This is a genomic window from Corynebacterium argentoratense (assembly GCF_021491455.1).
GTDB classification, from domain to species: domain Bacteria; phylum Actinomycetota; class Actinomycetes; order Mycobacteriales; family Mycobacteriaceae; genus Corynebacterium; species Corynebacterium argentoratense_A.
Genome location: NZ_JAKETN010000006.1, coordinates 73,225 through 97,129 on the forward strand (window position 1 = coordinate 73,225; position 23,905 = coordinate 97,129).

Below are 23,905 nucleotides of genomic sequence, written 5' to 3' on the forward strand. Positions count from 1 at the left end.
CTTGTTGGGCGTGCTGTGTTTTCTTCAGTCACCAGGGTTGACTGTTGCGGATACTAAGCATGATTTGGTTGCGGATCCGTGGCATTTTCTGAAGCATGCTTTTGATGTTTTTCCTGTTCAGAATCAGGCCTATGGGTATGTGTTTCCGCAGGGGTTGTTTTTTGCTTTAGCGGATCCGCTGCCTGATTGGGCGGCGCAGCGCTTGTGGTGGTGGCTGGTGCTGTCGGTGGGGTATGTGGGGTTTTTCCGGCTGACTGGGTCTTCGGTGGCTTCTATCGCGTATGTGTTGTCGCCGCATACGGTTGCTACGTTGGGAGCGATTTCTTCGGAGACGTGGCCGATGATGGTGGCGCCGTGGGTGTTGTTGGCGTTCATTCGTCGGGGTGATGGTTGGGCGCTGCCTTTGTGGGGTTCGGTTGTTGCTGCGGGGTGTTTGGGTGCGGTGAATGCTGCGGCAACTGTGGCTGCGTTGGTGCCTGCAGCGTTGGTTGCGCTGTGGGGTGTGCCGTGGCGTCGTGTTGTGTTGTGGGGCGGCGGGGTTGTGTTGGTCAGCCTGTGGTGGTTGGTGCCGCTGTTCCGTTTCGCGAAGGTGGCCCCGCCGTTTATGGACTATATCGAGTCGGCGTCTGTGACGACGGCCCCGATGAGCGTGCTTAATGTGTTGCGTGGTGCGACCAGTTGGGTGCCTTTTGTGTCGTGGGAGCGCGCGGCGGCCCATGAGATGGCGGTGCAGCCGGAGTGGGTGTTTATTACTACTGCGGTGGCAGTGGTGGGGTTGATCGGTTTGGTGCATGCGCGTTCTCCGTGGCTGTTGATGTTTGCGGTGGGGGTTGTGCTTCTGGTGGGTTCGCGTTTTGTTCCGTCGGTGTTGGATGGGCCGTTGGTGGCTTTTCGCAATGTGCACAAGTTTGATCTGTTGGTTCGTATTCCGCTGTGTGTTGGGGTGGGCATCGGGTTGAGCAGTTCTGTGCGTTCAGCTGTGCGTAGCGGTGTGCTGCTGTTGGTTGTGTTGGCGGTTTCTCCTGCGTGGACTGGGCGTTTAGCCCCGTTGGGTGCTTACGAGCGGGTGCCGGGCTATTACCAGGAGGCTGCGGATTACATCAATGCCAATGCTGTGGGCACGACGCTGATCACTCCGGCGGCGCAGTTTGCTCGGCAGGATTGGGGGTGGACTCGTGATGATCCTTTTCAGCCGTTGTTGCGTGTTCCGTGGGTGCTTCGGGATGCTATTCCGATTGTTGAGCCGGAGGATATTCGTCAGCTTGATGGTGTGATGGCTGTGTTGGGAGACGAGTCTGTGGAGCCTGTGGATGCGGTGCGGGCGTTGCGGGCGTTGGGTTTTGGCATGGTTGTGGTGCGTCATGACCTGGATATGTCTGCTGTGGCCCAGCCGTCGTTGTGGGTGGCGGATTCGGATTCTATTTCGCGGCGTTTGGTACGCGCGGGTGTGTCTGTGAAGCATTTTGGGCGTGTTGACGTCGCGGTGCTGGGCGATGCCGTGGATCTTCCGGCTTGCTCGATGCGGGGTGCGGGTGAGGCTGTGGCGTTGGTGGCTGCACTGTATGGCCAGCGGTGTGTTCCTGGGGCGTCGGGGGATGTTGTGACTGATACGCCTGCGTTGGTGGGGCGTGATTTTGGGGATCTTGGGCGCCCGTCTGAGTTTTTAACTGGGGGTTCTCCGCGGGATTATGCGAGTGTGGCGGACCCTGTGCCTGCGGTTGTTCGTGGTGCGGTGCGTGCGTCGCAGCCTGGCTACACGGCAGCGATTGATGGTGATGTGGAGTCTGCGTGGGAGCCTGTGGGCCCGGCGTGGATTGAGTTGCGTAATGCTGCGCCTGTGGTTGCTCCTTGGGTGGAGTTTGTTGCTTCTGGTCGTGGTGTGGTGTGGTTCGAGTCTGATGCTGGCCGTGTGGGTCGCTTTGTGACTGATGGCGAGCGGGTGCGCGTGCGTGTGCCTGGGCCTAGTGATCGCGTGCGTGTGGGGGTTGATGGTGTGGGTGTGGCGGATGTGCGTTTTGCTGATGTGGATCGTTCGGTGCGTGTAGATGTTCCGGTTCGGACGCGGGCGGTGTTGTTGCAGCGGGTGATGGTTCCGGAGGCGTCGTTGGAGCGGACGCTGGTCATCCATGCTCCGATGCGGGTGCGTGTCACGAGTGATGTGGGCTCGTGGGTTGAGGATGTGCAGCCCGGCGAGTGGCGTATCTCCAGTAGAGCGCACTGGATGCTCCTAGAAGTATCCACCAGCATGTGAGTGCGATTCCGAGTGTTGGGGTGGGTGTTGGTGTTGGTCCGAGGTCGCGGATTGTGCCGTCACGCTCGATGACAACTCCGATGCCTGCGTCGCGTAGGTGTTGGTCGCTTGCTTGTTGGGCCCATTGGTAGCGGGGGTTTGGTGGGTCGATGGTGCGGCCGTCGACGCTGAGTTCCCCGGATTGGACGGTGTTGAGTATTTTGCTGCGTGGGTCGACGACGACGCGTTGTTGGTAGGTGACAATCCCGTTGGGGCCTTTGATCAGTACTTCTCTGCCGTGGGCTTGTGTTGCGAGTTGCTGCCAGCTGTGTGGGTAGTCGATGGGTGCGAGCGCGGTGAGTTGTGCGGTCGTGCCCCAGGTGCCGGCTAGGGCGAGTGCGGCTGCGGCGATCTTCATGGTGGGCTTGGTGATGGTGTGTGCGCCGTGGATGAGTAGTGGTGTTGCGAGGGCGAGCATTTTGGTGGAGTCGCGAAGGATCCAGGGCCCGGGGATGAGTGCCGCTGCGATGCCGATGGCGGCGAGTAGGAGGAGTTTTCGGGTGATGACGTCGCGGGGGCGAAGGTGGGCGAGGATGATGATGGTCAGCAGTGCGCTGGCGATGGGGAGTCCTGCGGCGACGGCGTCGGTGTTCCAGATGCCTCGCATGCCTAGGGCTGTGAGTAGTTCGCCTGCTGGGGCGTGGATTTGGCTGCGCAAGATGAAGGCGTCGGTGGGTGGGCTGGTGGGGTGGTTGATGAGTGTGGGGATGAGCCAGGGGGCAGACAGGGCTAGGGCTGCTAGTGGAGTTCTCCAGTTGCGAAGTTGCCCTTGGCAGATCCAGGCGGTGAGTGCGGCGAGTATGCAGCCGGTGGGGGTGATGGATGCGAGCCATAGGTAGGCCCATAGGCTGGGGTGTTGTTTCAGTGCGCTGTGTGCGATGGCTGGTAGGAGCCAGATGCAGATGACGAGCGACCAGTGTCCTTGGAGGAGCCGTTCGATGACCAGTGGGTTGCAGATGAAGACTAGTAGTGCCAGTGCGGGGTTGGGGCCTCGCCATGCTGCGCGCGCTCCGGCGAGCAGCGCGACCGTCATGAGTATGAGGCACAGCCACGGGGCGGGTGCGAGGATTCCCCAGAGGGCGAGTACTCCGTCTTGGGGTGCGTTGCGTGCGGGGAGGTCGCCGGTTCCGAAGTTGTCGGGGCTTAGGGCTGGGTGGGGTACGACAACCCAGTCCCGCCAGGCGAATCCCCACATGGTTTAGCTGGTGGTTCGTCGGCTGCGGTAGATGCTGTAGGCCGCCCAGAGGAGCATCGCTACGCCTAGCAGCAGGCTGATGTATCGGGCGGTGGCTAGCGCTTTAAGTTTGGTGCGGCCTTCGGTGGCTTTGCTCGTTTGTGCTTCTTGGGTGTCGCTGTTCCATTGGGCGTCGACGCGTAGTGCGGTGCGGTAGGGGCTGACTTCGCCGGTGCGTACGACGGTATCGGCTTCTTCTGGGGTGGAGGCGAAGAAGTAGTGGAGTTTTTCTTGCCCCATGATGATGACGCCGGTGGTGGGTTCGACGTTGAGGGTGCGTTCGACGGTGTAGTAGCGGGTCATGACGATGTTGTCGTCTGGTTTGAGTCCGCGTTCTTCCAGTTCTGCGGGGCTGTACCAGCGGCCTGCGGTGCTGCGCATGCGTAGTCCTGCGAGGGCTGCTTTTTCTTTGTCTGTGACGTTTCCGTCGCGGGTGAAGACGCCTTGTATGGCGTCAAACATGTTTACGGCGTCGAGTTTTTGTGTGTAGGTGTAGGTGTTGACGTCGTGTCGGGTTTCATCGTCGAGGTAATCGATGAGGTGGGCGGTTTGTGCTGTGGTGTCGAAGTAGGGGTAGGACTTGCGCTCGGAGTAGAAGGGGAATTGGTATTGGAGGCCTTCGCGAGGGAAGGCGCCGATGGAGTCGTCGAGGCCTAGGTCGGGGGCGACTGCGTAGAAGGTGGAGTCGTCTTTGGGGTAGGCGCTTCCGCGGTCGAGGGTGACGGTGTCGACGGTGGCGGAGATGAGGGCTTCGGCTTCGTTTTTGTCCAGGCGCATGAGGACGTTGCCTGCGCGGAGGGTGACGAGTTTTTTGCCGGAGGGTTCGACGGTGGAGATGTTACGGACACCTTGTACGGGGGTGTTGCCGATGAAGCATTTGGTGGGCAGGTCGCCTTCTACTGTGCAGTCGGGGTCGTTTTTGTGCTGGTCGATGGCGGTGTTGGTGGCGAAGGCGCGGGCGTCGAAGAGGGTTGCTGTGGTTTCTTCGGTGACGGTGCGGCCGCCGGCGTCAAGGGGGATGACGCGCAGGCGGGGGACAAGGACTGTGGGGATGAGGATGGATAGGACGAAGAGGAAGGTCCCGAGTCCCACGAGGATGCGCTGTGGCGCCGTTGCCGCCATGCGGTCCACCTTTCGACTAGTTTTTATACAGTGTACAAACCACCTTACAACCCCAGCCTTGATGGGCTGCGCGCCGTGGCGAGCTTGGGTGTGTTGTTGACACATACGTCTTTTCAGACGGGGCATCGTCTGCTGGAGCGTTTTGATTTGTTCGTAGCGGTGTTTTTTGTACTGAGTGCGTTTGTGCTTTCGCGCGGCGGCTTCGGCCCGTATGGGGAATATGCGATTAAACGCGTGCGCCGCATCATGCCTGCTTACCTATTGTGCGTCTTGGTTGCTTTCGCGATCTATCCCCAACCGTGGTCGGTGGTCGTGTCGACGCTGACGTTGACGCAGATTTATGTGGGCTTGGCGCCGGGCATTACTCACCTGTGGTCGCTGTGCGTGGAAGTGGCGTGGTACGTGGTGTTGCCTTTTACCTCCCGAGTCCCTTCGTGGCTATTGATTGCGCTGGCGTGTGTGAGCTTGGGCTGGGATTGGGTTCCTTTTGGGCCTAATCCGCAGATCATGCCCCCGGCGTTTACGTCGTGGTTTGTGGCTGGGATTATTCTGGCTCGCCTTGAGGCTTCTCCCCCACGGTGGTTGGTGGCTGTAGCACGCAGGCGGTGGCCGTTGTTGGGGCTAGCTGTGGCCGCATTGGTTACCGCCACAATCGTGGGTCCGCACGGTTTGGTGCACCCCTCGCATACTCAGTTCGTTGCGCGGATCGTGTTGGGCACCGTGTTTGGTTGGTGCATAGTCGCACCGTTTGCGCTCGCACCAGGGGGGCTTCTGGCCTCGAGACCCATGCGTTGGGTGGGGCTGCGCAGCTACTCGCTGTTTCTCTGGCACCTACCGGTGCTGGCGTTGGTCTTCCCGGTGTTGGGCATAGCGCCGTTCACCGACCACTTCTTCGTGGTGACGCTTGCGACCATCGTGTTGTCCTTGTGGGTCAGCGATATTAGCTACCGGTTGGTGGAGCAACCGTTTTCTCGAGGAGCTTTTCCCACTGTTCCCCGGTTTTTTCCCAACTGAACGTAGTCGCGCGGATGCGGGCAGCATCCCCGAGACGGTGACGCAACGCGGCGTCATCAAGAAGACAACGGGTACTGGTGATCAACTGGGCCTTGTTGTCGACCAGCAAGCCGGTGGTGCCGTCGATGATGGAATCCTGAAGCCCACGCGAACTGTGATAACCGACCGTCGGCACACCATGCTGCGCCGCCTCAATGACCGCCAACCCCCAGCCCTCTTTGCGGCTAGGAAGCAAGTGAATATCCGCACCAGCGAGAAGTTGATGCTTGCGGGTTTCGCTGACGTGACCGTGGAACGTCACGCGATCGGCAACACCCAGTTCGGTTGCGTAGGCCTTGAGCTCGTCCTCCCACCAGCCGCTACCAATGATATCCAAGTGCGTATTGTCGATCGCGGTGAGCACATCGAGTGCGTGTTCAATATTTTTGTGCGGAACCAGCCTGCACAAAGTCACAAGCCGGTGGGGATAGCCTTTTTCTACGCTCTGCGGCGCGGCCGGGACAGGATCGATGCCGTTGCGGATGATCCTAATGTCGCCGACGCCCAGCTGTACAAGCTCATCCGCACTGGGCTGCGAAACAGTAACCGTCGTTGTGGATCGATGCACCCGCGGCGACAGTACAGATTCCAACCACCAGCCGATACGCGACAGTACGGGGCCCGCGACTGGCCATTGTTCACGGTGGCAATGGTGAGTGAGTAGGATGACCGGCTTTGTTGTGAACAGTCGGGCGAAAAAGGGCACGCCATTTTGTGTATCAATAATGACGTCGACGTCGCGGTAACGCCGCAGCGCAATCGCTAACTGTGCGCGCAGATAGACGCCAAACTTGCCGCCTGCACGGATGTAAGTGACCGCATTGTGTTGCTGTTTTCGTGGCGCGCCTGAGTGCTTAGCACTGCGGTAGATAACCTGGTGCCCCCGTGCGGCGAGATATTCGGCGACGCGTTCGAGGTAGCGTTCACTACCGCCGCCTTGGGGGTGGGTGCTGTCCCGCCAGCACAACATGAGCACCTTCATAAGCGTTAGGCTACCTGGTGTGCTTTGTGCTTTCGTATCCGATCGGTTGTGCGCGCCGCTAGGCAGGGTGGCTGCGCTGGCTACGCTGGGGCGCTCGTGGCGGCTGTTGCGGTCTTTTTCTTTCGAGCAGTCAGACCCTGGGCGTTTTTATGGGCCCCTTGCGGAAGATACCGCAGAGCTCATTGAAGCGATCGCCGCCGACACGGGGGTATCGGGGGAACCTGTTGCGGTGCTTGATGTTGGGGGTGGGCCGGGGTATTTCCACCAGGCTTTTGCTTCGCGCGGCATGGATTACGTGACAGTAGAGCCGGATGTTGGGGAGATGGCCGCGGCGGGGATCTCTGTGCCGGCGAGCGTGCGTGGCTCCGGCATGGACTTGCCATTCCGGGACGAATGCTTCGACATTGTGTACTCGTCGAATGTGGCGGAGCATGTGGCCAAGCCGTGGCAGATGGCTGAAGAAATGCTGCGGGTAACGAAGCCCGGCGGGGTGATGGTGTTGAGTTATACGGTGTGGCTGGGTCCTTTCGGTGGCCACGAGACAGGCCTGTGGCCGCATTATGTGGGCGGTGATTTTGCGCGGCGTCATTATGAGCGTGTGCATGGCCGGCGCCCGAAGAATGTGTTTGGTGAATCCTTGTTCGCGGTGTCCTGTGTGCAAGGGATGCGATGGGGGCGGCGGCACGGGGCGTTGTTTTTTCCGCGGTATCACCCGTGGTGGGCGTGGTGGATTGTCCGCGTGCCGATCCTGCGGGAGTTTTTGACAAGCAACCTGGTAATTGTGGTGGAAAAGAAAGACGGGTAACGGCTCAAATGAACCGTCACCCGCCTATCTTGACTTGACGCTATTAATCTTACATGGTCGCGTTACGAATGCGCTGTTTGAGTGCTTCGAACTGGTCCCACACTTCGCTCGGAACCTTAGGACCGAGCTTCTTGAGCCATGCCTCGTTGTCGTCGATGTCGCCAGCCCACTCGGAGGGGTGTGCACGCAGTGCTTCGCGAACATCATCGACGTTGATGTCGAGACCATCAAGGTCGAGGTCCTCGACGTTGGCGGTGTGACCTGCGACGGTTTCGCGGGCGTCGACCCTGCCTTCGATGCGGTCGACGATCCACTTGAGGACGCGGCTGTTCTCACCGAAGCCGGGCCACAGGAAGCGTCCGTCGTCGCCGCGGCGGAACCAGTTGACGAGGAAGACGGCGGGCATCTTGTCGCCGCCCTTCTTGCCCATGTTGATCCAGTGCTGCAGGTAGTCACCGGCGTTGTAGCCGATGAAGGGCAGCATAGCCATGGGGTCGTGGCGTAGGGAGCCGACGGGGCCTTCTGCTGCGGCGGTCTGGCCGGATGCCAGGAGGGCACCGATCATGGTGGCGTGGTTCCAGTCGTATGCCTGGGTGACCAGCGGGATGGTGTCGGGGCGGCGTCCACCGAAGAGGATGGCGTCGATCGGCACACCCTTGGGGTCGTTGAAGTCCGGGGTTGCGACGGGGCACTGCTCGAGCGGCACGCAGTAGCGGGAGTTCGGGTGGCTGGACAGAGATTCGGAATCCGAGGTCCAGTCGCGGCCGAGCCAGTCGATGAGGTGCTCCGGCTTGCCTTCGAGGCCTTCCCACCAAACATCGCCGTCGTCGGTCAGTGCGACGTTGGTGAAGATGGTGTTGCCCGGTTCCATGGTCTTCATGGCGTTGGGGTTGGAGGCGTAGTTGGTGCCGGGGGCAACACCGAAGAAACCGTTTTCGGGGTTGATGGCCCAGAGGCGGCCGTCTTCACCGAAGTGCATCCAGGCGATGTCGTCGCCGACGACCTCTGCCTTCCAGCCGTCGATGGTGGGCTCGATCATGGCCAGGTTGGTCTTGCCGCAAGCGGAGGGGAAGGCTGCGGCGATGTTGTAGGCCTTGCCTTCGGGGCTGGTGAGCTTGAGGATGAGCATGTGCTCTGCCATCCAGCCTTCGTCGCGTGCCATGACGGAGGCGATACGCAGCGCGTAGCACTTCTTAGCGAGGATGGCGTTTCCGCCGTAGCCAGAACCGTAGGACCAGATCTCGCGGGTTTCGGGGAACTGGGTGATGTACTTGGTTTCGTTGCAGGGCCACGCGACGTCCTTTTCGCCTTCGGCCAGGGGTGCGCCGACGGAGTGGAGTGCGCGGACGAAGTCGCCGTGGTCACCGATCTTGTCCAGTGCGGCCTTGCCCATGCGGGTCATGATGCGCATGGACAGCACGACGTAGGCGGAGTCTGTGAGCTGTACGCCGAGCTTGGGGCTTTCGGCGTCGATGGGGCCCATGCAGAAGGGGACGACGTACATGGTGCGGCCCTTCATTGCGCCGCGGTAGTGCTCGGTCATCTCGGCCTTCATCTTGACCGGGTCGACCCAGTTGTTGGTGGGGCCGGCGCCTTCTTCGGTCTCGGAGCAGATGAAGGTGCGGGATTCGACTCGGGCAACGTCGTCGGGGTTGGAGCGCGCGAGGAAGCTGTTGGGTCGCTTTTCTGGGTTCAGTCGGATGAGGGTGCCGGCCTCGATGAGCTCTTCTGCGAGGCGGTCGGCTTCTTCCTGGGAACCGTCAGTGAATACGACTTCGTCGGGCTGCAGCAGTTCGACTGCTTCGGCGATCCAGGTGAGCAATTCGACGTTGTTTGTGGGGGCTTGGCCTTTGAGGCCGGGGATGGTGACAGCGGACATCGCTTCTCCTGACATAGTTGGTTCTCAACGTTTAAAAGGGTAATCGCTTATCTGAGGCACCCGCATGGCCTTTTTTGAGACACTGTTCACACAGTCCTATGACCTGTACACTTTCTACTATGTGCGACATGTTTTTGGCCTAGTTTTTCGTTTAATCACCCCCGATACGGGGGTGCTGCGCCGCTCCGAACAACCACAACGCACCCCCGGTTTTTCAATGCGTTGAACTTTCCAAGTGACCTCTGTGCCGCCCTATTGATATAAGTCCGCAGCGCAGGCAGAATGAGGGGGATGTCTACACACGCTAACAAACCAGCCCCCCATGTCGATCCGCGCCCGTCGGGCAATCGCCCGCCCCAAACAGACTTCGGAAACGACCTGGACTACCCTCGCCTCGGCGCAGTGAGTTTTCGCCGCGGAACCCTCACCGACAACCAGGAGAAAACCTGGGAGGACAATTGGCCGATCTTCGGCAAGGAACTGTCGGAGGATTCTTCGATTATTGACGCCGCGGAGTGGTTCGGCCGGCAGGCACCTTTGATCGTGGAGATCGGCTCGGGCACCGGCACATCCACCGCAGCGATGGCCCCGGTAGAGGCGGACACGAATGTGGTTGCGGTCGAACTCTACAAACCGGGTTTGGCGAAGCTGCTGGGTGCGGTGGTCCGGGGTGATATCTCGAATATCCGGATGGTTAAGGGCGATGGCGTGGAGGTACTGGCGCGCATGTTCGCCCCAGAATCCCTGGATGGGGTGCGTATTTTCTTCCCCGACCCGTGGCCTAAGGCCCGCCACCATAAACGCCGGATCATCCAGTCCGGCCCGCTGAACCTCATTGCTTCGCGATTGAAGAAGGGCGGGGTGCTGCACGTGGCCACCGACCACGCAGGCTATGCCGAGTGGATTGACGAGCTCGTCGACGTCGAACCCCAGTTGGAGTTCATGGGCTGGCCGTGGCCGGAGTGCCCCCAGTTGACGGATCGCCAGGTGATCACCAAGTTCGAGGGAAAGGGCCTCGACAAGGAGCACACGATCCGCGAGTACTTGTGGCGCAAGCGTTAAGGAGCTGTCGATGAGTTTTGATACCTACCCCGCGCCGGCGGACGATATTGCCCTGCTGATTTGGGACGCCCCGAATATCGACATGGGCTTGGGTTCGATCCTTGGGGGTAGACCGTCGGCAAACTACCGTCCGCGTTTCGATGCGGTGGGCCGCTGGTTGTTGGAACGCAGCGAGGAGCTCTCTGAGGATCTAGACACGCCGGTCTCCCCCGAGGCGACGGTGTTTACCAATGTCACTCCGGGTGCTGCGGACGGGATTCGCTCGTGGGTTGAGGCGCTGCGCAATGTTGGTTTTGCGGTGTTTGCTAAGCCGAAGTTGACGGAAACTTCCGACGTCGACCCCGACATGCTGACCCACATCGATGCGCGCCATAACCAGGGTGTTTTGCGTTCGGTGTTTGTTGCAAGTGCCGACGGGCAAAATTTCAAACCCACCCTGGACCGCCTGGTAGACGATGGCGTTCACGTGTGCGTGGTGGGTTTCCAGGAGCACGCCTCGTGGGCGGTCACAGACGATCGCTATGAGTTTTGCGATCTGGAGGACATCCCGGGTGTCTTCCGCGAGCCTCTTCCCCGCGTAAGCTTGGATACCTTGCCGGATGGTGGCGCCTGGTTGCAACCGTTCCGTCCGTTGAGTTCTTTGTTGTAGTTGTCGCCGCCACTTTTAAGGAGTTCGATTAAGCCGTGTTTGTTCGTTGGGGCCACTTTGCCTTTAAGTATCGCCGGGTGCTGCCCTTGGCTATTGTCGCGCTGATCGCGGGGATTTACCTGGTCTGGGGCACTCAACTGGGCGCTCGTATGAGCCAGGAGGGGTGGGATGATCCCAACTCCTCGTCGACCCGTGCGGCGGCAATCGAGCAAGAGGTGTTTGGCCGCGATAACAACGGCGATGTCATCCTCATGTTTAAGGGATCTCCCGATGCTTTGACTGATGACGCCGTGGCGCGCGACGTCAACAAGCAACTGACGGCGTTTAAGGATGCCCACCCGTCCGAGATTTCACACATCAATTCGTACTTTGAAAAGCGCAATCCGAATTTGCTCAATGCGGATAAAACTTTGGCGTTCGCGGCTGTCGGTTTGGCGGGTGACGGCGAAGATGTGTTGAAGAATTTCCGGGCGATCGAGGGCGATATCCCTGCCGAGGTTGATGGGCTGGAGGTCTCAGTTGCGGGCCAGACGGCGATTGCTGACGCGTTGGATGATGGGATGGCCGGCGATATTTCCCGCGCGGAGGTCTATGCGCTGCCCGCTGTTGCTGTGCTGTTGTTGCTTGTGTTCGCGTCGGTTGTTGCTGCGGCGATGCCATTGATCGTGGGTGTGCTGTCCATTCTTGGTTCCTTGGGTGTGCTGGCGATTTTGGCAGGTTTTACCCAGGTGAATGTGTTCGCGCAGTCCGTGGTGACGCTGTTGGGCCTGGGTTTGGCGATCGACTACGGCCTGTTTATGGTCAGTCGTTTCCGCGAAGAGTTGGACGCTGGCTCCTCGGTGGAGGACGCCGTGGTCAATGCGACGGCGACTGCCGGTAAGACGGTGGTGTTCTCCGCTGCGATGGTGGCGGTTGCTCTGTCGGGGTTGTTGATTTTCCCGCAGGCGTTTTTGAAGTCGGTGGCTTATGGCGCGATTAGTGCGGTGGGGTTGGCGGCGGCGTTGTCGATCGCTGTGCTGCCGTCGATTTTTGGCTTGTTGGGCCGCCGGGTGGACATGTGGTCGATGCCGTGGCGCCGTAAAGCACGCACCATAAACACCACGGACGCTGCTGATCTGGTGCAGCCGGGCACGAGCCGCCTGTGGGCGGCGATTCCTGCCTGGGCGATTAAGCATTCGGTGTGGGTGACGGTTGCTTTGGTGGGTGTGCTGTTGACGTTGACGCTGCCGCTTGCTGGGGTGAAATTCGGCGGTATTAACGAAACCTATCTGCCGCCGCAGCAGAAGGTGCGTGTCGCGCAGCAGACCTTCGATGAGAATTTCCCGGAGTACCGCACCGAGCCGATCAAATTGGTGGTGACCGGCGCGGATAATCGTGGTTTGAGCAGCATCATTAAGCAGGCTAACCAGGTGGAGGGTCTGACCGGGCGTTTCTCCCCTAGCCAGCCGACGAAGGATGGCACCACAGTGCTGTCGGCGGGCATCACCGACCGGGGTGATAACGCCGCGGTGGTTGATCAGCTGCGTGCCATTGAGGTGCCGGAGGGCGCGGAGGTGTTCATCGGCGGCAGCCCCGCTTTGGAGGTGGAATCCATTGAGGCCCTGTTTAAGAAGCTTCCGTGGATGGCGCTCTACATTGTCGCTGCGACGTTCATTTTGATGTCGCTGGTGTTCAGTTCGGTGATTCTGCCTGCGAAGGCTGTGATCATGACGATCCTGGGTATGGGCGCCACGCTGGGCGTGTTGACGTTGATGTTCGTTGATGGTGTTGGGGCTTCGCTGTTTGGTTTCACGCCGGGCCCGCTGATGAGCCCCGTGTTGGTACTGATCATGGCCATCGTTTACGGCTTATCCACCGACTATGAGGTCTTTTTGGTCTCCCGCATGGTGGAGGCGCGTGGCAAGGGTAAGTCCACGGATGATGCGATTGTGTACGGTACCGCCCACACTGGGTCGATCATTACGGCGGCGGCTGTGATCATGATCGTGGTGTGTGGCGCGTTCGGTTTCTCTGAGATCGTGATGATGAAGTACATCGCCTTCGGCATGATCGCTGCGCTGTTGTTGGATGCGACGGTGATCCGCATGTTGCTCGTGCCTGCGGTGATGCATTTGCTGCGCGAGGATAACTGGTGGGGGCCCAGGTGGCTGACTGCCATCGGTGGTTTCGGGCATGGTTCTAGCGTTGACGCCGCGTCGCTTCAGGTCGCCACGGAGCCGACTGTGGATGATGTGCAGGTCGATACTCGGCCGGTGCGTAGTGGTAGAACTACGACTGATGACCCGGACCTGATCCCGTTTGATCAGCTGGTTAAGCGCCTGCAGGAAGAGTCCTAAAGGGAGTAGTTCCATGAAGCCCACGTTCGGTACTCGCCAGAAGATCTTCAGCGCCGTGCTGCTGCTGTTGCTCGTCTGGGGTGGTTACCGGCACTGGGATGCGCTGAAGCAGTCCTTTGCGCGAGCGCTCAGCGCCGAGGTTGGGCCTCTGTTGGTGGCGGTGGCTGCGGCGCTGCTGGCGATGGTGTGTATGGCGGAGGTTCTTCGTAGTTTGCTGACCGCCGGGGGCACACATACCGGGCATGGTTCGACACTGCGGTTGACTTTTATTGCCAACTCTTGGTCGTCAACGCTGCCTGCGGGGCAGGCCTTTGCCGCTCTGTATTCTTTCCGCACCATGAAGTCCTGGGGGGCGACCAACCTGGTGTGCTCCTGGCAGATCGTCCTGTCTGGGTTGATGTCCACGATGTGGCTGCTCACCCTCGGCGTGATCGGCGTATTGTTTCTTGGGGCGTCAATCCCCCCGGCGTCAATAATTGTGCCGCTGTTGGCGGCGGGCAGTGTGTTTTGGTTGATTCAGCACCCGGATGTGCTGCTTCCCGCTGCGCGTTGGGTGTGCGCTATCGTCGGCAAACCCGCCTGGGCGGAGCTGGCCGAGCTGCAATTGGATCGCTTGAAGTCGGTGAAGCTGACTGCCCCGCGTTTCGTGTGGGTGTCGGCGTTGTCCCTGGGCAATTGGGTTTTCGACATTGTGGCGCTGTGGGCGTGCATGTGGGCGGTGACGGGGCATGCGGTGGTGCATGCGGTTGAGGGGCCGACGACGGGGCCTGCTGTCACTGGGGTGATTTTGGCTTTCGTGACGGCGAAGATTGCGGGGTCGGTGCAAGCGACACCGGGGGGTTTGGGGCCGGTGGAGACGGCGATGACGGGCACACTGGTGGCTGTGGGGATGACGGGTGTGGATGCGTTGGGCACGGTGTTGATTTATCGCCTGATTACGTTTTTCATGGTGACCGGCATTGGGTGGATTGTGTATGCGGCGACGAAGGATAAGTTAGCGGATTCGGTGCGGGAACAGCTAGCCGAGGAATAGCTGTTATCTTGGGCGTTATGAAACTTTCTGAACGCCAGGGCACCGACGGCTTACCGGGACTCCTTGCCGACCTGATGGCAATCGGTGCTTTTTCTCTGTTGGCCCACATGGCGCACCATAGCCTGTCTTTCGAAGAGTGGCTGCACACGGTCGCTCAGTTTGGTACCGGCGTGTTGTTGGGATGGCTGGTGGTCCACGGGCTGCAGCGCAGCCGTGGACGGTTGCCTCTTTTCACTCAAGGTGTGTGGGTGTGGGCGCTCACCGTGGTGGTGGGACTCGTCGAATGGACGTTGTATAACGGCCGGGTTCCGCATTGGAGCTTCATCATCGTGGCTACCGTGATGAGTGCGCTGCTGCTCTTCGGCTGGCGGCTGCTGCTCACCCTGAACAGCAGAGACTAGAACCCTTCAGGCGCGAACGCCATAGAAGTATACTGCCGAAAGTGCTTTTCAGAGTCTGGCTTAGGTAACCTCACCCGGTCGACTTCCTCTCCAGTATGCCTGTCGATGACACGTAAGGATTCAACGATATAAGCGCCCGTAGCATCAGCATCGGTCAAGTCCTTTTGAGTGGTGTATCCGCATAACTCTGCGTCGCCCGCCCTGGGGCAATAACCCTATGATGCTCAAACCGTTGGGATTCCAAACCCATGGTGGGACGAGCAGTGGAACCTTCAAGACAGCTAATTAGTTTTGCTTGAAAAGCAGCCTAGCGAACAATAATGCCCCATACCATAGAATCCATAATATTGTGAACTATTTCATCTTTTTGGCCTCCACTAGCGCACGGCCGCATCGCCGACGCAGCAGGCAGGCAGGCAGGCTCGGCACTAAGGCGCAGTTTTAGGCAGCCACCTCCGCGGAGGCTAATTTCACTGTCATGATTGGCACTAGGGGCGTGAGCACAGCGGTGGCGCCGTCGAAGCCAAGTGAACAGCGACTACATCAGCTCCCCCACCATCCCCCTACATGGGCATGATGGTGTGCTTTTTGGCGAGGGTTTTTTCTTGTTTGGTTTCGAGTTGGCGGAAGGCTTGGCGGAGGGCGGTGCGGGTTTCGCTGGGTGCGATCATTGCATCGATGTATCCGCGTTCTGCTGCGACGTAGGGGCTCGTCATGTTTTCGTCGTAGAAGTCCATGAAGACTTTTTTAAGGTAGTCGCGTTGCTCGGGTGGTGCGGCTGCGAGTTGGCGTCCTTGGATCATGACGACTGCTGCTGCGGCTCCCATGACGGCGACTTGTGCGGTGGGCCATGCGAGGTTGATGTCGCCGGTGAGGTTTTTGGATCCCATGACTGCGTAGGCTCCGCCGTAGGCTTTGCGGACGATGAGGGAGACTTTGGGGACGGTGGCTTCGACGACGGCGAAGCCTAGTTTGGCGCCGCGGTGGATGAGGCCTTGTTTTTCTTGGTCGACGCCGGGGAGGTAGCCGGGGGTGTCGACGACGAAGAGGAGGGGGATGTTGTAGGCGTCGCAGATGCGGATGAAGCGGGAGGCTTTGTCTGCGGCGTCGGCGTCGATGCAGCCTGCGTAGACGAGGGGTTGGTTGGCGATGACGCCGACGGATTTGCCGTCGATGCGGGCGAATCCGGTGATCATGTTTTGGGCGTATTCGCCTTGGATTTCGAGGAAGTTGTCGTCATCGAAGAGTTTGCCGAGGAGGTCGTGCATGTCGTAGCCGGCGTTGGTGTCGTCGGGCATGAAGCTGTCGAGTGCTTCGTCGGCTGACACGGCGTCATCGCTGGGGGCCCAGAATTGGGGGCCGGGTTCGTGGCAGGTGAGTGGTAGGTGGTCGAGTAGGTCGTGGACGTAGTTGAAGGCGTCTTCTTCGTCGGTGGCGACGTAGGAGACGTTGCCGTTGTGGGCTTGTTGGAGGGCACCGCCGAGTTCTGCGGAGGTGATAACTTCTCCGGTGACTTCTTTGATGACGTCGGGGCCGGTGACGTACATTTCGGCGCGGCCTTCGACGGCGATGACGAAGTCTGTGGTGACGGGCGCGTAGACGGCGCCGCCGGCACATTTGCCCAGCATGATGGAGATTTGGGGGCTGCGGCCGGACAGGGGTAGTTGGCGGCGGGCGATCTCGGAGTACATTGCCAGGGAGGTGACGGCGTCTTGGATGCGGGCGCCGCCGGAGTCTTGGATGCCGATGACGGGGCAGCCGATTTTGATGGCCATGTCCATGATTTCGCAGACTTTGCGGCCGAAGGTGACGCCGACGGAACCACCGTAGACAGTTTTGTCGTGGGCGTACACGGCGACGGGGCGTCCACCGATGCGACCGTAGCCGGTGACGACGCCGTCACCGTAGGGGGCGTCGGGTTCGTCGGGGGTGCGGCCGAGGGCTCCGACTTCGACGAAGGAGCCTTTGTCGAGCAGGCGGTTGATGCGTTGGCGTGGCGAGGTTAGTCCCGCGGCGTCACGCTTTTCGCGTGCTCGCTCGCTGCCGGGGTCCTGCGCTTGCTCTAGACGTGCGCGCAGGTCAGCAAGCTTTTCTGCCGTAGTGCTACTCACTGTGCCTTACTGCCTCTCTTAACAAATCGTGGTCATGTGTCATCCACATGTTTTAGGTTTTACACCCGGTGGGGGCTTATTCGCCGATTGCTTGCGCCAGGCGAGCCGCAACCTTGGCGATCTCTGGCTCGTCGACAACTGCCAGGTGGTCGCCGCGGAGCTGGATGATGTCTAACTCGTCAACGATAGCCGACCATCCACCGTCTAGGTCAATCTTGGCATACCTGGGTTCCAGTTCGATGGCGCCATCGTGCATACGTTCCGCGCGGAACAGCAACACGGGCACCTTCACGTCGGCCCATTGCGCAAGATCGACTTTGTCGAGGATGCGGTTGTCGACGAAGGATGCGCGTTGGTGTTCGAGTACGCCGGCGCTAAGCCCGTGTTCGGAGGCGTCGGTGGTTGCGAGGAAGTCCGCCATCATTTGCAGCATGGCGTCCTCACCGGCGGTCTCTAACAGTTCGTAGGGCACGGGGAAGTCCAGGCCGTAGGTCTTCTTCGCGAAGGCCGAGTAGCGCTCCCACCGGGCCTTGGTTTCTTCCACAGTGTCGGGGACCTGCTCGGAAGGCTGGACGGTATCGAGCAGCACGATGTGCGCCACCTCGACCTCCGGCGCCCCGGGTTGTGCCAGTTGGTGGGCTACCTCGTAGGCGATGGCGCCACCAAATGACCAACCACCCAGCACGACAGGCAATCCGTCCGAGTACTGCTTGATTTCATCCAGGTATGCGGCGGCACGCTCGGGCAGCGGCCCTTCCAGGCGCTCAACACCATAGACGGGGATGTCTTCGGGTAGGCGACGCATCAGCGGCTGGTAGACCACAGAGGAGCCACCTGCGGGGTGGAACATGAACACAGCCGGCTTGGTGGAGCCTTCTGGCCTAGCCCGCAGCACGCGGATGTTGCCCTCTACCTCGGTTTCGAGGCCTTCACGCACGATGTTGGCGAGGTCCTCCAACGCCCCAGCTTCACGCACCTGCTGCGCGGTGATCTCTACCCCGCCGCGTTCGGTGAGACGCTCGGCGATCTTAGTTGCGGTGGCGTCGTCTACCTCAGGCAATTCACTGGTGACGCCGGCTGCCGCCTTGCCCGTCATGGTCGCCCAGGTCGCAAACACGAGGCGTTCGGATGCATCACGGGGTGCAACACCCACGCCAGTTGCCTGGGTTGCAGCCACCGGCGGCTCCTCGGAGCTGTCGCCACCGTCCGCAGCGGAGGGTTCTGGGGCAGTAACCGTCGCGACGTCATCACTAGATGTGCGGCCGGCGACGAGGTCCTCCACCAATTTCACGACGTCTGCGACAGAGGCATCACGCAGCGCCTGCACTTGCAGCGGCGGAATTGCGAAGTCATGCTCGATGCGGTTTTTAATGCGCATGCCCATCAGCGAGTCGAGGCCTAGGTCGATCAGCGGGAGCTCACCGGGTAGATCGTCGACGTCGTAACCCATGGATTCGGAGACGATCGCACGCATGCGATCCTCCACCGATTCGCCAGAGGCCGGGTCCCAACGCATGGAATCGTCGGCCTCTTCCGCGACCTCTGCGGCGAGCGGCATGCCACCGGTGGGTGCAAACGCCGCAGCAGCGCCACCGTCTGTGGCAGCCCCAGCGACCACGCCCGCCGCCTCACCAAAACCAGGTAGCCCGGCTGCAGCAAAACCCTCGGCCAGCAGGACGGTCTTGTCGTCCATCACGCGGTAAACCTTGATCACCGCGCCACCAATATGACGATTGACCACGGTCGTAATGTCACCAGACGCCGGCAGGCTCGCGTGCTCCTCGGACGCCAAGACAGACGACCCCGGCAGCGCGTCCTCCGCTGCAGTCTCGATCAACGCCAAAGCGCTGGGCACCATGTCAGCGACGATGGAGTACGCCACCGCACCATCAGGCAAGTTCACGCGGCTACCCGGAAGGTCGGTGCGCTGGGTGGAGGTCGGGCGGGCCGCCGTCCAATAGCGCTGATGCTTCCACCGCATGCCCGGCGCGCTGACGCGCTTGCCGTCACCTAGCACCCGATCGAAGCGGATGGGTTGGCCGACAGCGTACAGTTTGGCCAGGAGCTCCAACAGTGATGACGTCGCGGGCACCTTGCGTTTCAGCGCGAACGTCAGCTGCGCGTCGGGCTTGCCGGAGGCAAAAGCGGTGTTCATCATGCCCATCAATGCCACCGGGTTGGGGCTGATTTCAACAAGCATCATGTGGCCAGCTGCGAAGGCCTCCTGGGTGGCATCCAGGAACCAGACGCGGCCGCGGGTGCAGCGCGTCCAGTATTCGGAGTCGTGAATAACCTGGCCGGGCTGATAGGTGACACCGCGGTCGACTGAGCTGAACAGTGGTGTGTGCAGCGGCATCGGGGTGATGTCCGCTGTTTCTGCTGCCAGTTCGCCCAACAGGGGTTCGACGGCACTGGTGTGGCCGGCGCCCTTGACGTTGAGCAGGCGGGCGAACTTTTCCTGAGCTTCCAGGTGTTCAACCAGCGCAATAACCTTCTCGCGCGGGCCGCCAACGGTCGTCATGCCGGGGCCTGCATAGACAGCTGGTTCGATACCTTCGAACTCCTGGTTGTCGGCGATGAAGGCATCGAGGTCGTCGACGCTGAACTCCACCACTGCCATGGCACCCAGCTGATCCTCGGGAAGGGACTGCTCGCCCTCCCCCATCAGGCGGCTGCGGTGGCAAGCCACACGCATCGCGTCCTCAGCGCTCAAACCACCGGCCGCGTAAGCGGCAGCAATCTCACCCATGGACATGCCCATCACAGCAGCCGGGCGGGCACCCAGCTGCGCCAGCAGATCCGTCAGAGCAATCTGAATGGCAGTGATCGCAACCTGCGCAGTCTCCGTGTTGTAAGTCTGCTCGTCATCGGCGATGATCTCGCACACCGACCAACCGGATTCGAAATCCACAATCTCATCAAGCTGGCGCATGCGCTCGGCAAACACAGGGGAGCTTGCCATCAAGTCCTTCGCCATCTTGCGATGCTGAGAACCGAACCCCGAGTACACAAACACTGGACCAGCCTGGTCGGGAGAATCCGCAACCTCGATACCTGGGGATTTCTTGCCCTCAGCCACAATGCTCAAACGCTTGATGGCGTCCTCTGCATTCGCAGCCAACACGGCCGCACGGGAACGGCCATGGTTACGCCGAGCAGTCGAACGGGCAACCGCGCGCAAACCCGCGACGTCATCAATCGCGGCGTCATCAATAAACTGCGCAAGATCAGCTGCAGCAGTACGGCGACGCGAAGGCAACAAACCCGACACAACCAACGGGGTAGGATCATCAGCGTCCAACAGCAAAGCGGGAGCCTCATCGGGGTCCGCCAACTCGGGATAATCCGTAGCCACAAACTCACTGACCACGGCATGCGCGTTGGTTCCGCCGAAACCGAAACCACTCACGCCCGCAACCGCGCGGCCCGAATAGCTCGGCCACTCACGAGGATCCTCAACAACCTCCAGATGCTCAGCATCGAAATCAATGTACGGGTTCGGCCCCGCGAAGTGCAGCGACGGGGCGATCGTCCCATTGCGCATACCCTGCACAACCTTGATCAAACCAGCAGCACCCGCAGCGGACTCGGAGTGCCCAAAGTTCGTCTTGGCGCTGCCCAGCAACAGCGGCTTATCCGCGTCGCGCCCGCGACCCAACACCGCACCCAGCGCAGTAGCCTCAATCGGATCACCCAAAATAGTGCCGGTGCCGTGGGCCTCCACATAATCAACCTGGCTCGGCTCAATGCCAGCGTCCGCGTAAGCGCGCTGCAACACAGCCACCTGCGCATCCGGATTCGGCGCGGTCAAACCATTGGATCGGCCATCGGAATTCACAGCCGTACCCTTGATAACGGCATAAATCGTGTCGCCATCCGCAACGGCGTCCTTCACGCGCTTGAGCACCACCAAACCGGCGCCATCGGAACGGACAAAACCATCCGCATCCTCGGAAAACGCTTTGATCGCACCACTCGGACTAATCACGCCGAGCTCACCGAAAGCAGTGGAAACAAACGGCGAAGCCATAATATTGACGCCGCCGGCAAGCATGACGTCCGCTTCGCCCGCACGCAACGCACGAACCGCCTGGTGCACCGCCACCAACGACGAAGAACACGCAGTGTCAACGCTGATCGACGGGCCGCGGAAATCAAAAGCATAAGAAATACGGTTGGGGATCACCGCACTGGAATTACCCGTCAGCGCATAAGGATGCGCCTCCGCAGGATCCGAAGCGATCATCACCCCATAGTCATTGTTGGTGGAACCGATAACCACGCCAACATTGCCGCCCCGCAGCTCATTCGCAGGAATGTGTGCGTCCTCCAACGCCTCCCACGCGAGCTCCATCATGATGCGCTGCTGCGGATCCGTATTGGCCGCCTCCAGCGGCGACAAACCGAAAAACTCCGCATCGAAGCTGGCAATGTCCTCCAAATATCCGCCAGTGGTGTTGACCTGCTGCATCTTCGCAGCCATGACCTCGTCACTGGCGTACTCCGACCAACGGCCAAGCGGCAGCTCACCGGTAGCGGACCGGCCCTCTACCAGCAGCTTCCACATTGCCTCAGCATCTGCCGCCCCTGGGAAACGCGCCGACAAGCCAACAATCGCGACGTCATGATCACTGGCATCTGCAGAACCACTGGCGTACGCACGGATACTATCCGCAGCAGCCGACGAACCCGCCCCACCCTGGGCAGGCCCATCAACCAAACGCTGAGCTAAAGCAGCAATCGTCGGATACTCATAGGCGATGGTCGCATCCAACTGAACATCCAGCAGATTCTCAAGCTCACCAGACAACACCACCGCATCCCGCGACGACAAGCCAAACGACTGCATCGGCTTATCATCACTGATCTCGGAGGCATCCAGCCCAGTCGTGGTGCACACCCAGTCACGCAACCATTGACGCAACTGGGCAACTGTCATTGCACCGGTGGACTCCGCAGTGTTCGGGGTAGTCATCTACCTAGGGCCGCCTTTACCTCATCAAGCTCGAAAAAAATTCTTCTCTACTATATATAGGAATCAGCTCAATCCGTTACGCCTTGCAGGCATTCGGACAAACACCCCGCCACTGGGAAAATTACTGCCCCAAGTAGTGCTTCTTAGCCACCCGGCGCGCAATCTTGCCCGAAGAAGAACGCTTGATTTCATCCGGCGCAACAATGATGACGTCGTGGGGCTGAACCCCGTGCGCTTCCGTTACGGCCGCGCGGATCGCCTGCTTCGCGGCGTCATCACCCTCAGGGGTCTTGTCGAGATCACGCTCGGCGATGATAACGAGCTGCTCGGTCTCGTCGCCCTCGATAGCGAACGCCGCGATAGCTGCCGGGCGGATGTGCTCGCTCGCGTGGTCGACGGTGTACTCAATATCCTGCGGATAGTGGTTACGACCAGCGATAACAATCAGGTCCTTCAGGCGGCCAGTGATGTGGATTTCCCCATCGATGAACACGCCCAGGTCGCCCGTCGCCATCCAACGATCATCCTCCGGTGCGCCTGCGGCACGGGAGTTCTCCGGCAAACGCTGTGCCAACGTATTGCGGAACGTCGCGAGGGTTTCCTCCGGGCGATCAAGGTAGCCGAACGCCATGTTGTCGCCATGCGCCCACAGCTCGCCCACGGTGCCATCCGGGACCTCACTGCGGGTCTCGGGATCGACGATGACCAGCTGCTGCGGGCGGACGACCTCACCATTAGACATCAATGGCACAGCCCCCGGGCCCTCCTCCACCACAACGACAGTGCCCTGGTTGAGCTTGTCACGATCCACCCACGTCACACGCGGACGCACCGGAGACTGCGGGGTGGTGACCAACAACGACGCCTCTGCCAGACCATAGGACGGGCGCATCGCCGACTCCGGCAACCCATAAGGGCCAAACACCTCGCGGAAAGCGTTCACAGCCTTCGGGGTGACCGGCTCCGAACCAATGATCAAACCATCAATGTGGCTGAGATCAATCTGCTCGCCCTCCTCCGGCTGGCCATAGGCCACCGCCAACTCCAGAGCGAAGTTAGGAACCACCGTGTACAGCGCGTTATCGCTCTCGCGGCGGTTAATCTGCTGGATCCAGCGCTTTGGCTGCTGGATGAAGTCCCGCGGCGTCATCATTTCCATCTCGAGACCCAAAATGGTGACAAACGCCGCCAAAATAATGCCCATGTCGTGGTGCAACGGCAACCAGCTGACCATACGCAGAGGAGTCTTCAAGCCCGCTGCAGTGAAAATCTGCAGCACGTTGGTCAAGATGGAACGGTTGGTCAACACCACACCGGCCGGAGTGCGGGTGCTGCCGGAGGTGTACTGCAGGAACGCCGGGAGATCGATGGGCGCGCCGGTTGCCGCAACCAGGGCCGCAGCCTCGGGGCGCGTGAGGGGGTTTTCAAAGCTCTCCGCCAAGGAATCCGGCAATGAGTCAACGCCCAAGATGCGGGGGCGCTCTGCCGCAGGGCGGTCAGAGAACATGCGGCGCACATTCGGCGCGGAACGCTTATTGGTCAGCACAAACTTCGGCTGCGCATCCCCCAACACCGCCGCCAAGTGATCAGCGTGGCCGGGCTCGTTCGGGTCATACAACGGCACCGGAACCATGCCGGCGTACAGGGAGCCGATGAAGCCGAAGATGTACTCCGGGCTGTTGCCCGCCAGGATCGCCACGCGGTCACCGATGGAACCAACCTGCTGAAGGCGCGCCGCAACAGCCTTGATGCGGGTGTTGATCTCTGCACGAGTGAAGTCGTGGGCAACGCCTTCACGGGATTCTGAGTAATCCCAGAAACGCATGCAGTGGCGGCCAGCCCCACCCTGTGCAGCATCGGCCTGGTACATCATTTCAGCCAAGCCAGCGAGGGTGATCTGCGGTGGGAGGGCGATGTTGCCCTTGTCATCGAAGAACTGTCCGATTGCTGCATGCAAGTCCATAGTGTTTAGC

At 60.5% G+C, this 23,905-nt stretch carries 15 protein-coding genes; 8 read left to right on the forward strand and 7 right to left on the reverse strand.

The genetic code is table 11. The features are described from left to right. The first annotated feature begins 10 nt into the window (after positions 1-10). The gene (locus L1C91_RS08505; protein WP_234858887.1) at positions 11-2,251 is read left to right on the forward strand and encodes an alpha-(1->3)-arabinofuranosyltransferase domain-containing protein; all 2,241 of its coding nucleotides are present in this window, start codon (positions 11-13) and stop codon (positions 2,249-2,251) included. On the opposite strand, the gene L1C91_RS08510 is transcribed toward L1C91_RS08505, so the two are convergent. Together L1C91_RS08510 and L1C91_RS08515 are read right to left on the reverse strand one after the other, a co-directional pair. Continuing rightward, entirely contained in the window at positions 2,148-3,485 is a 1,338-nt protein-coding gene (locus tag L1C91_RS08510; protein WP_234858888.1) for a hypothetical protein, read from the reverse strand. The two genes, L1C91_RS08505 and L1C91_RS08510, sit on opposite strands and share 104 nt — an antisense overlap. Positions 3,486-3,488: 3 nt before the next feature. After that, complete coding sequence (locus L1C91_RS08515; RefSeq protein ID WP_234858889.1) at positions 3,489-4,646, reverse strand: DUF3068 domain-containing protein; 1,158 nt, start codon at positions 4,644-4,646, stop codon at positions 3,489-3,491. A gap of 30 nt (positions 4,647-4,676) precedes the next feature. Here L1C91_RS08515 and L1C91_RS08520 point away from each other — a divergent pair, with 30 nt between their 5' ends. After that, positions 4,677-5,660 carry an acyltransferase family protein gene (locus L1C91_RS08520; RefSeq protein ID WP_234858890.1) on the forward strand — a complete coding sequence of 328 codons (984 nt, stop codon included), beginning with the start codon at positions 4,677-4,679 and terminating at the stop codon, positions 5,658-5,660. Here L1C91_RS08520 and L1C91_RS08525 read toward each other — a convergent pair. Next, positions 5,587-6,681 carry a glycosyltransferase family 4 protein gene (locus L1C91_RS08525; protein ID WP_234858891.1) on the reverse strand — a complete coding sequence of 365 codons (1,095 nt, stop codon included), beginning with the start codon at positions 6,679-6,681 and terminating at the stop codon, positions 5,587-5,589. The genes L1C91_RS08520 and L1C91_RS08525 overlap by 74 nt on opposite strands. 46 nt (positions 6,682-6,727) lie before the next feature. On the opposite strand from L1C91_RS08525, the gene L1C91_RS08530 reads away from it, so the two are divergent. After that, a complete protein-coding gene (locus L1C91_RS08530; RefSeq protein WP_419178734.1) occupies positions 6,728-7,486 on the forward strand; it encodes a class I SAM-dependent methyltransferase in 759 nt (252 codons plus the stop codon). Between the two features lie 49 nt (positions 7,487-7,535). Here the strand turns inward: L1C91_RS08530 and L1C91_RS08535 are convergent, their stop codons facing one another. Next, entirely contained in the window at positions 7,536-9,365 is a 1,830-nt protein-coding gene (locus L1C91_RS08535; RefSeq protein WP_234858893.1) for a phosphoenolpyruvate carboxykinase (GTP), read from the reverse strand. A 291-nt stretch (positions 9,366-9,656) separates the two neighbouring features. On the opposite strand from L1C91_RS08535, the gene trmB reads away from it, so the two are divergent. The 5 genes from trmB to L1C91_RS08560 are packed head-to-tail and all read left to right on the forward strand — an operon-like array spanning position 9,657 to position 14,846. After that, a complete protein-coding gene (gene trmB / locus L1C91_RS08540) occupies positions 9,657-10,427 on the forward strand; it encodes a tRNA (guanosine(46)-N7)-methyltransferase TrmB (protein ID WP_234858894.1) in 771 nt (256 codons plus the stop codon). 10 nt (positions 10,428-10,437) lie between these two features. Next, positions 10,438-11,076 (forward strand): NYN domain-containing protein, encoded by a 639-nt coding sequence (locus L1C91_RS08545; protein ID WP_234858895.1) that lies wholly within the window; start codon positions 10,438-10,440, stop codon positions 11,074-11,076. A 35-nt stretch (positions 11,077-11,111) separates the two neighbouring features. Continuing rightward, complete coding sequence (locus L1C91_RS08550; RefSeq protein ID WP_234858896.1) at positions 11,112-13,412, forward strand: MMPL family transporter; 2,301 nt, start codon at positions 11,112-11,114, stop codon at positions 13,410-13,412. Positions 13,413-13,425: 13 nt separating this feature from the next. Then, entirely contained in the window at positions 13,426-14,445 is a 1,020-nt protein-coding gene (locus L1C91_RS08555; protein ID WP_234858897.1) for a lysylphosphatidylglycerol synthase transmembrane domain-containing protein, read from the forward strand. Positions 14,446-14,462: 17 nt separating this feature from the next. Next, positions 14,463-14,846: a DUF3054 domain-containing protein gene (locus L1C91_RS08560; protein ID WP_234858898.1), complete on the forward strand. Its 384-nt coding sequence runs from the start codon at positions 14,463-14,465 to the stop codon at positions 14,844-14,846. Between the two features lie 563 nt (positions 14,847-15,409). Here L1C91_RS08560 and L1C91_RS08565 read toward each other — a convergent pair. The 3 genes from L1C91_RS08565 to L1C91_RS08575 all read right to left on the reverse strand — a co-directional run bounded on the left by L1C91_RS08565 (position 15,410) and on the right by L1C91_RS08575 (position 23,895). After that, positions 15,410-16,957 carry an acyl-CoA carboxylase subunit beta gene (locus L1C91_RS08565; RefSeq protein ID WP_234858899.1) on the reverse strand — a complete coding sequence of 516 codons (1,548 nt, stop codon included), beginning with the start codon at positions 16,955-16,957 and terminating at the stop codon, positions 15,410-15,412. Positions 16,958-17,033: 76 nt separating this feature from the next. Continuing rightward, positions 17,034-21,932, reverse strand: coding sequence for a polyketide synthase Pks13 (gene pks13 / locus L1C91_RS08570; RefSeq protein ID WP_234858900.1), 4,899 nt, complete (start codon positions 21,930-21,932; stop codon positions 17,034-17,036). A 121-nt stretch (positions 21,933-22,053) separates the two neighbouring features. Continuing rightward, positions 22,054-23,895 carry a FadD32-like long-chain-fatty-acid--AMP ligase gene (locus L1C91_RS08575; protein ID WP_234858901.1) on the reverse strand — a complete coding sequence of 614 codons (1,842 nt, stop codon included), beginning with the start codon at positions 23,893-23,895 and terminating at the stop codon, positions 22,054-22,056. Between the last annotated feature and the right edge of the window lie 10 nt (positions 23,896-23,905).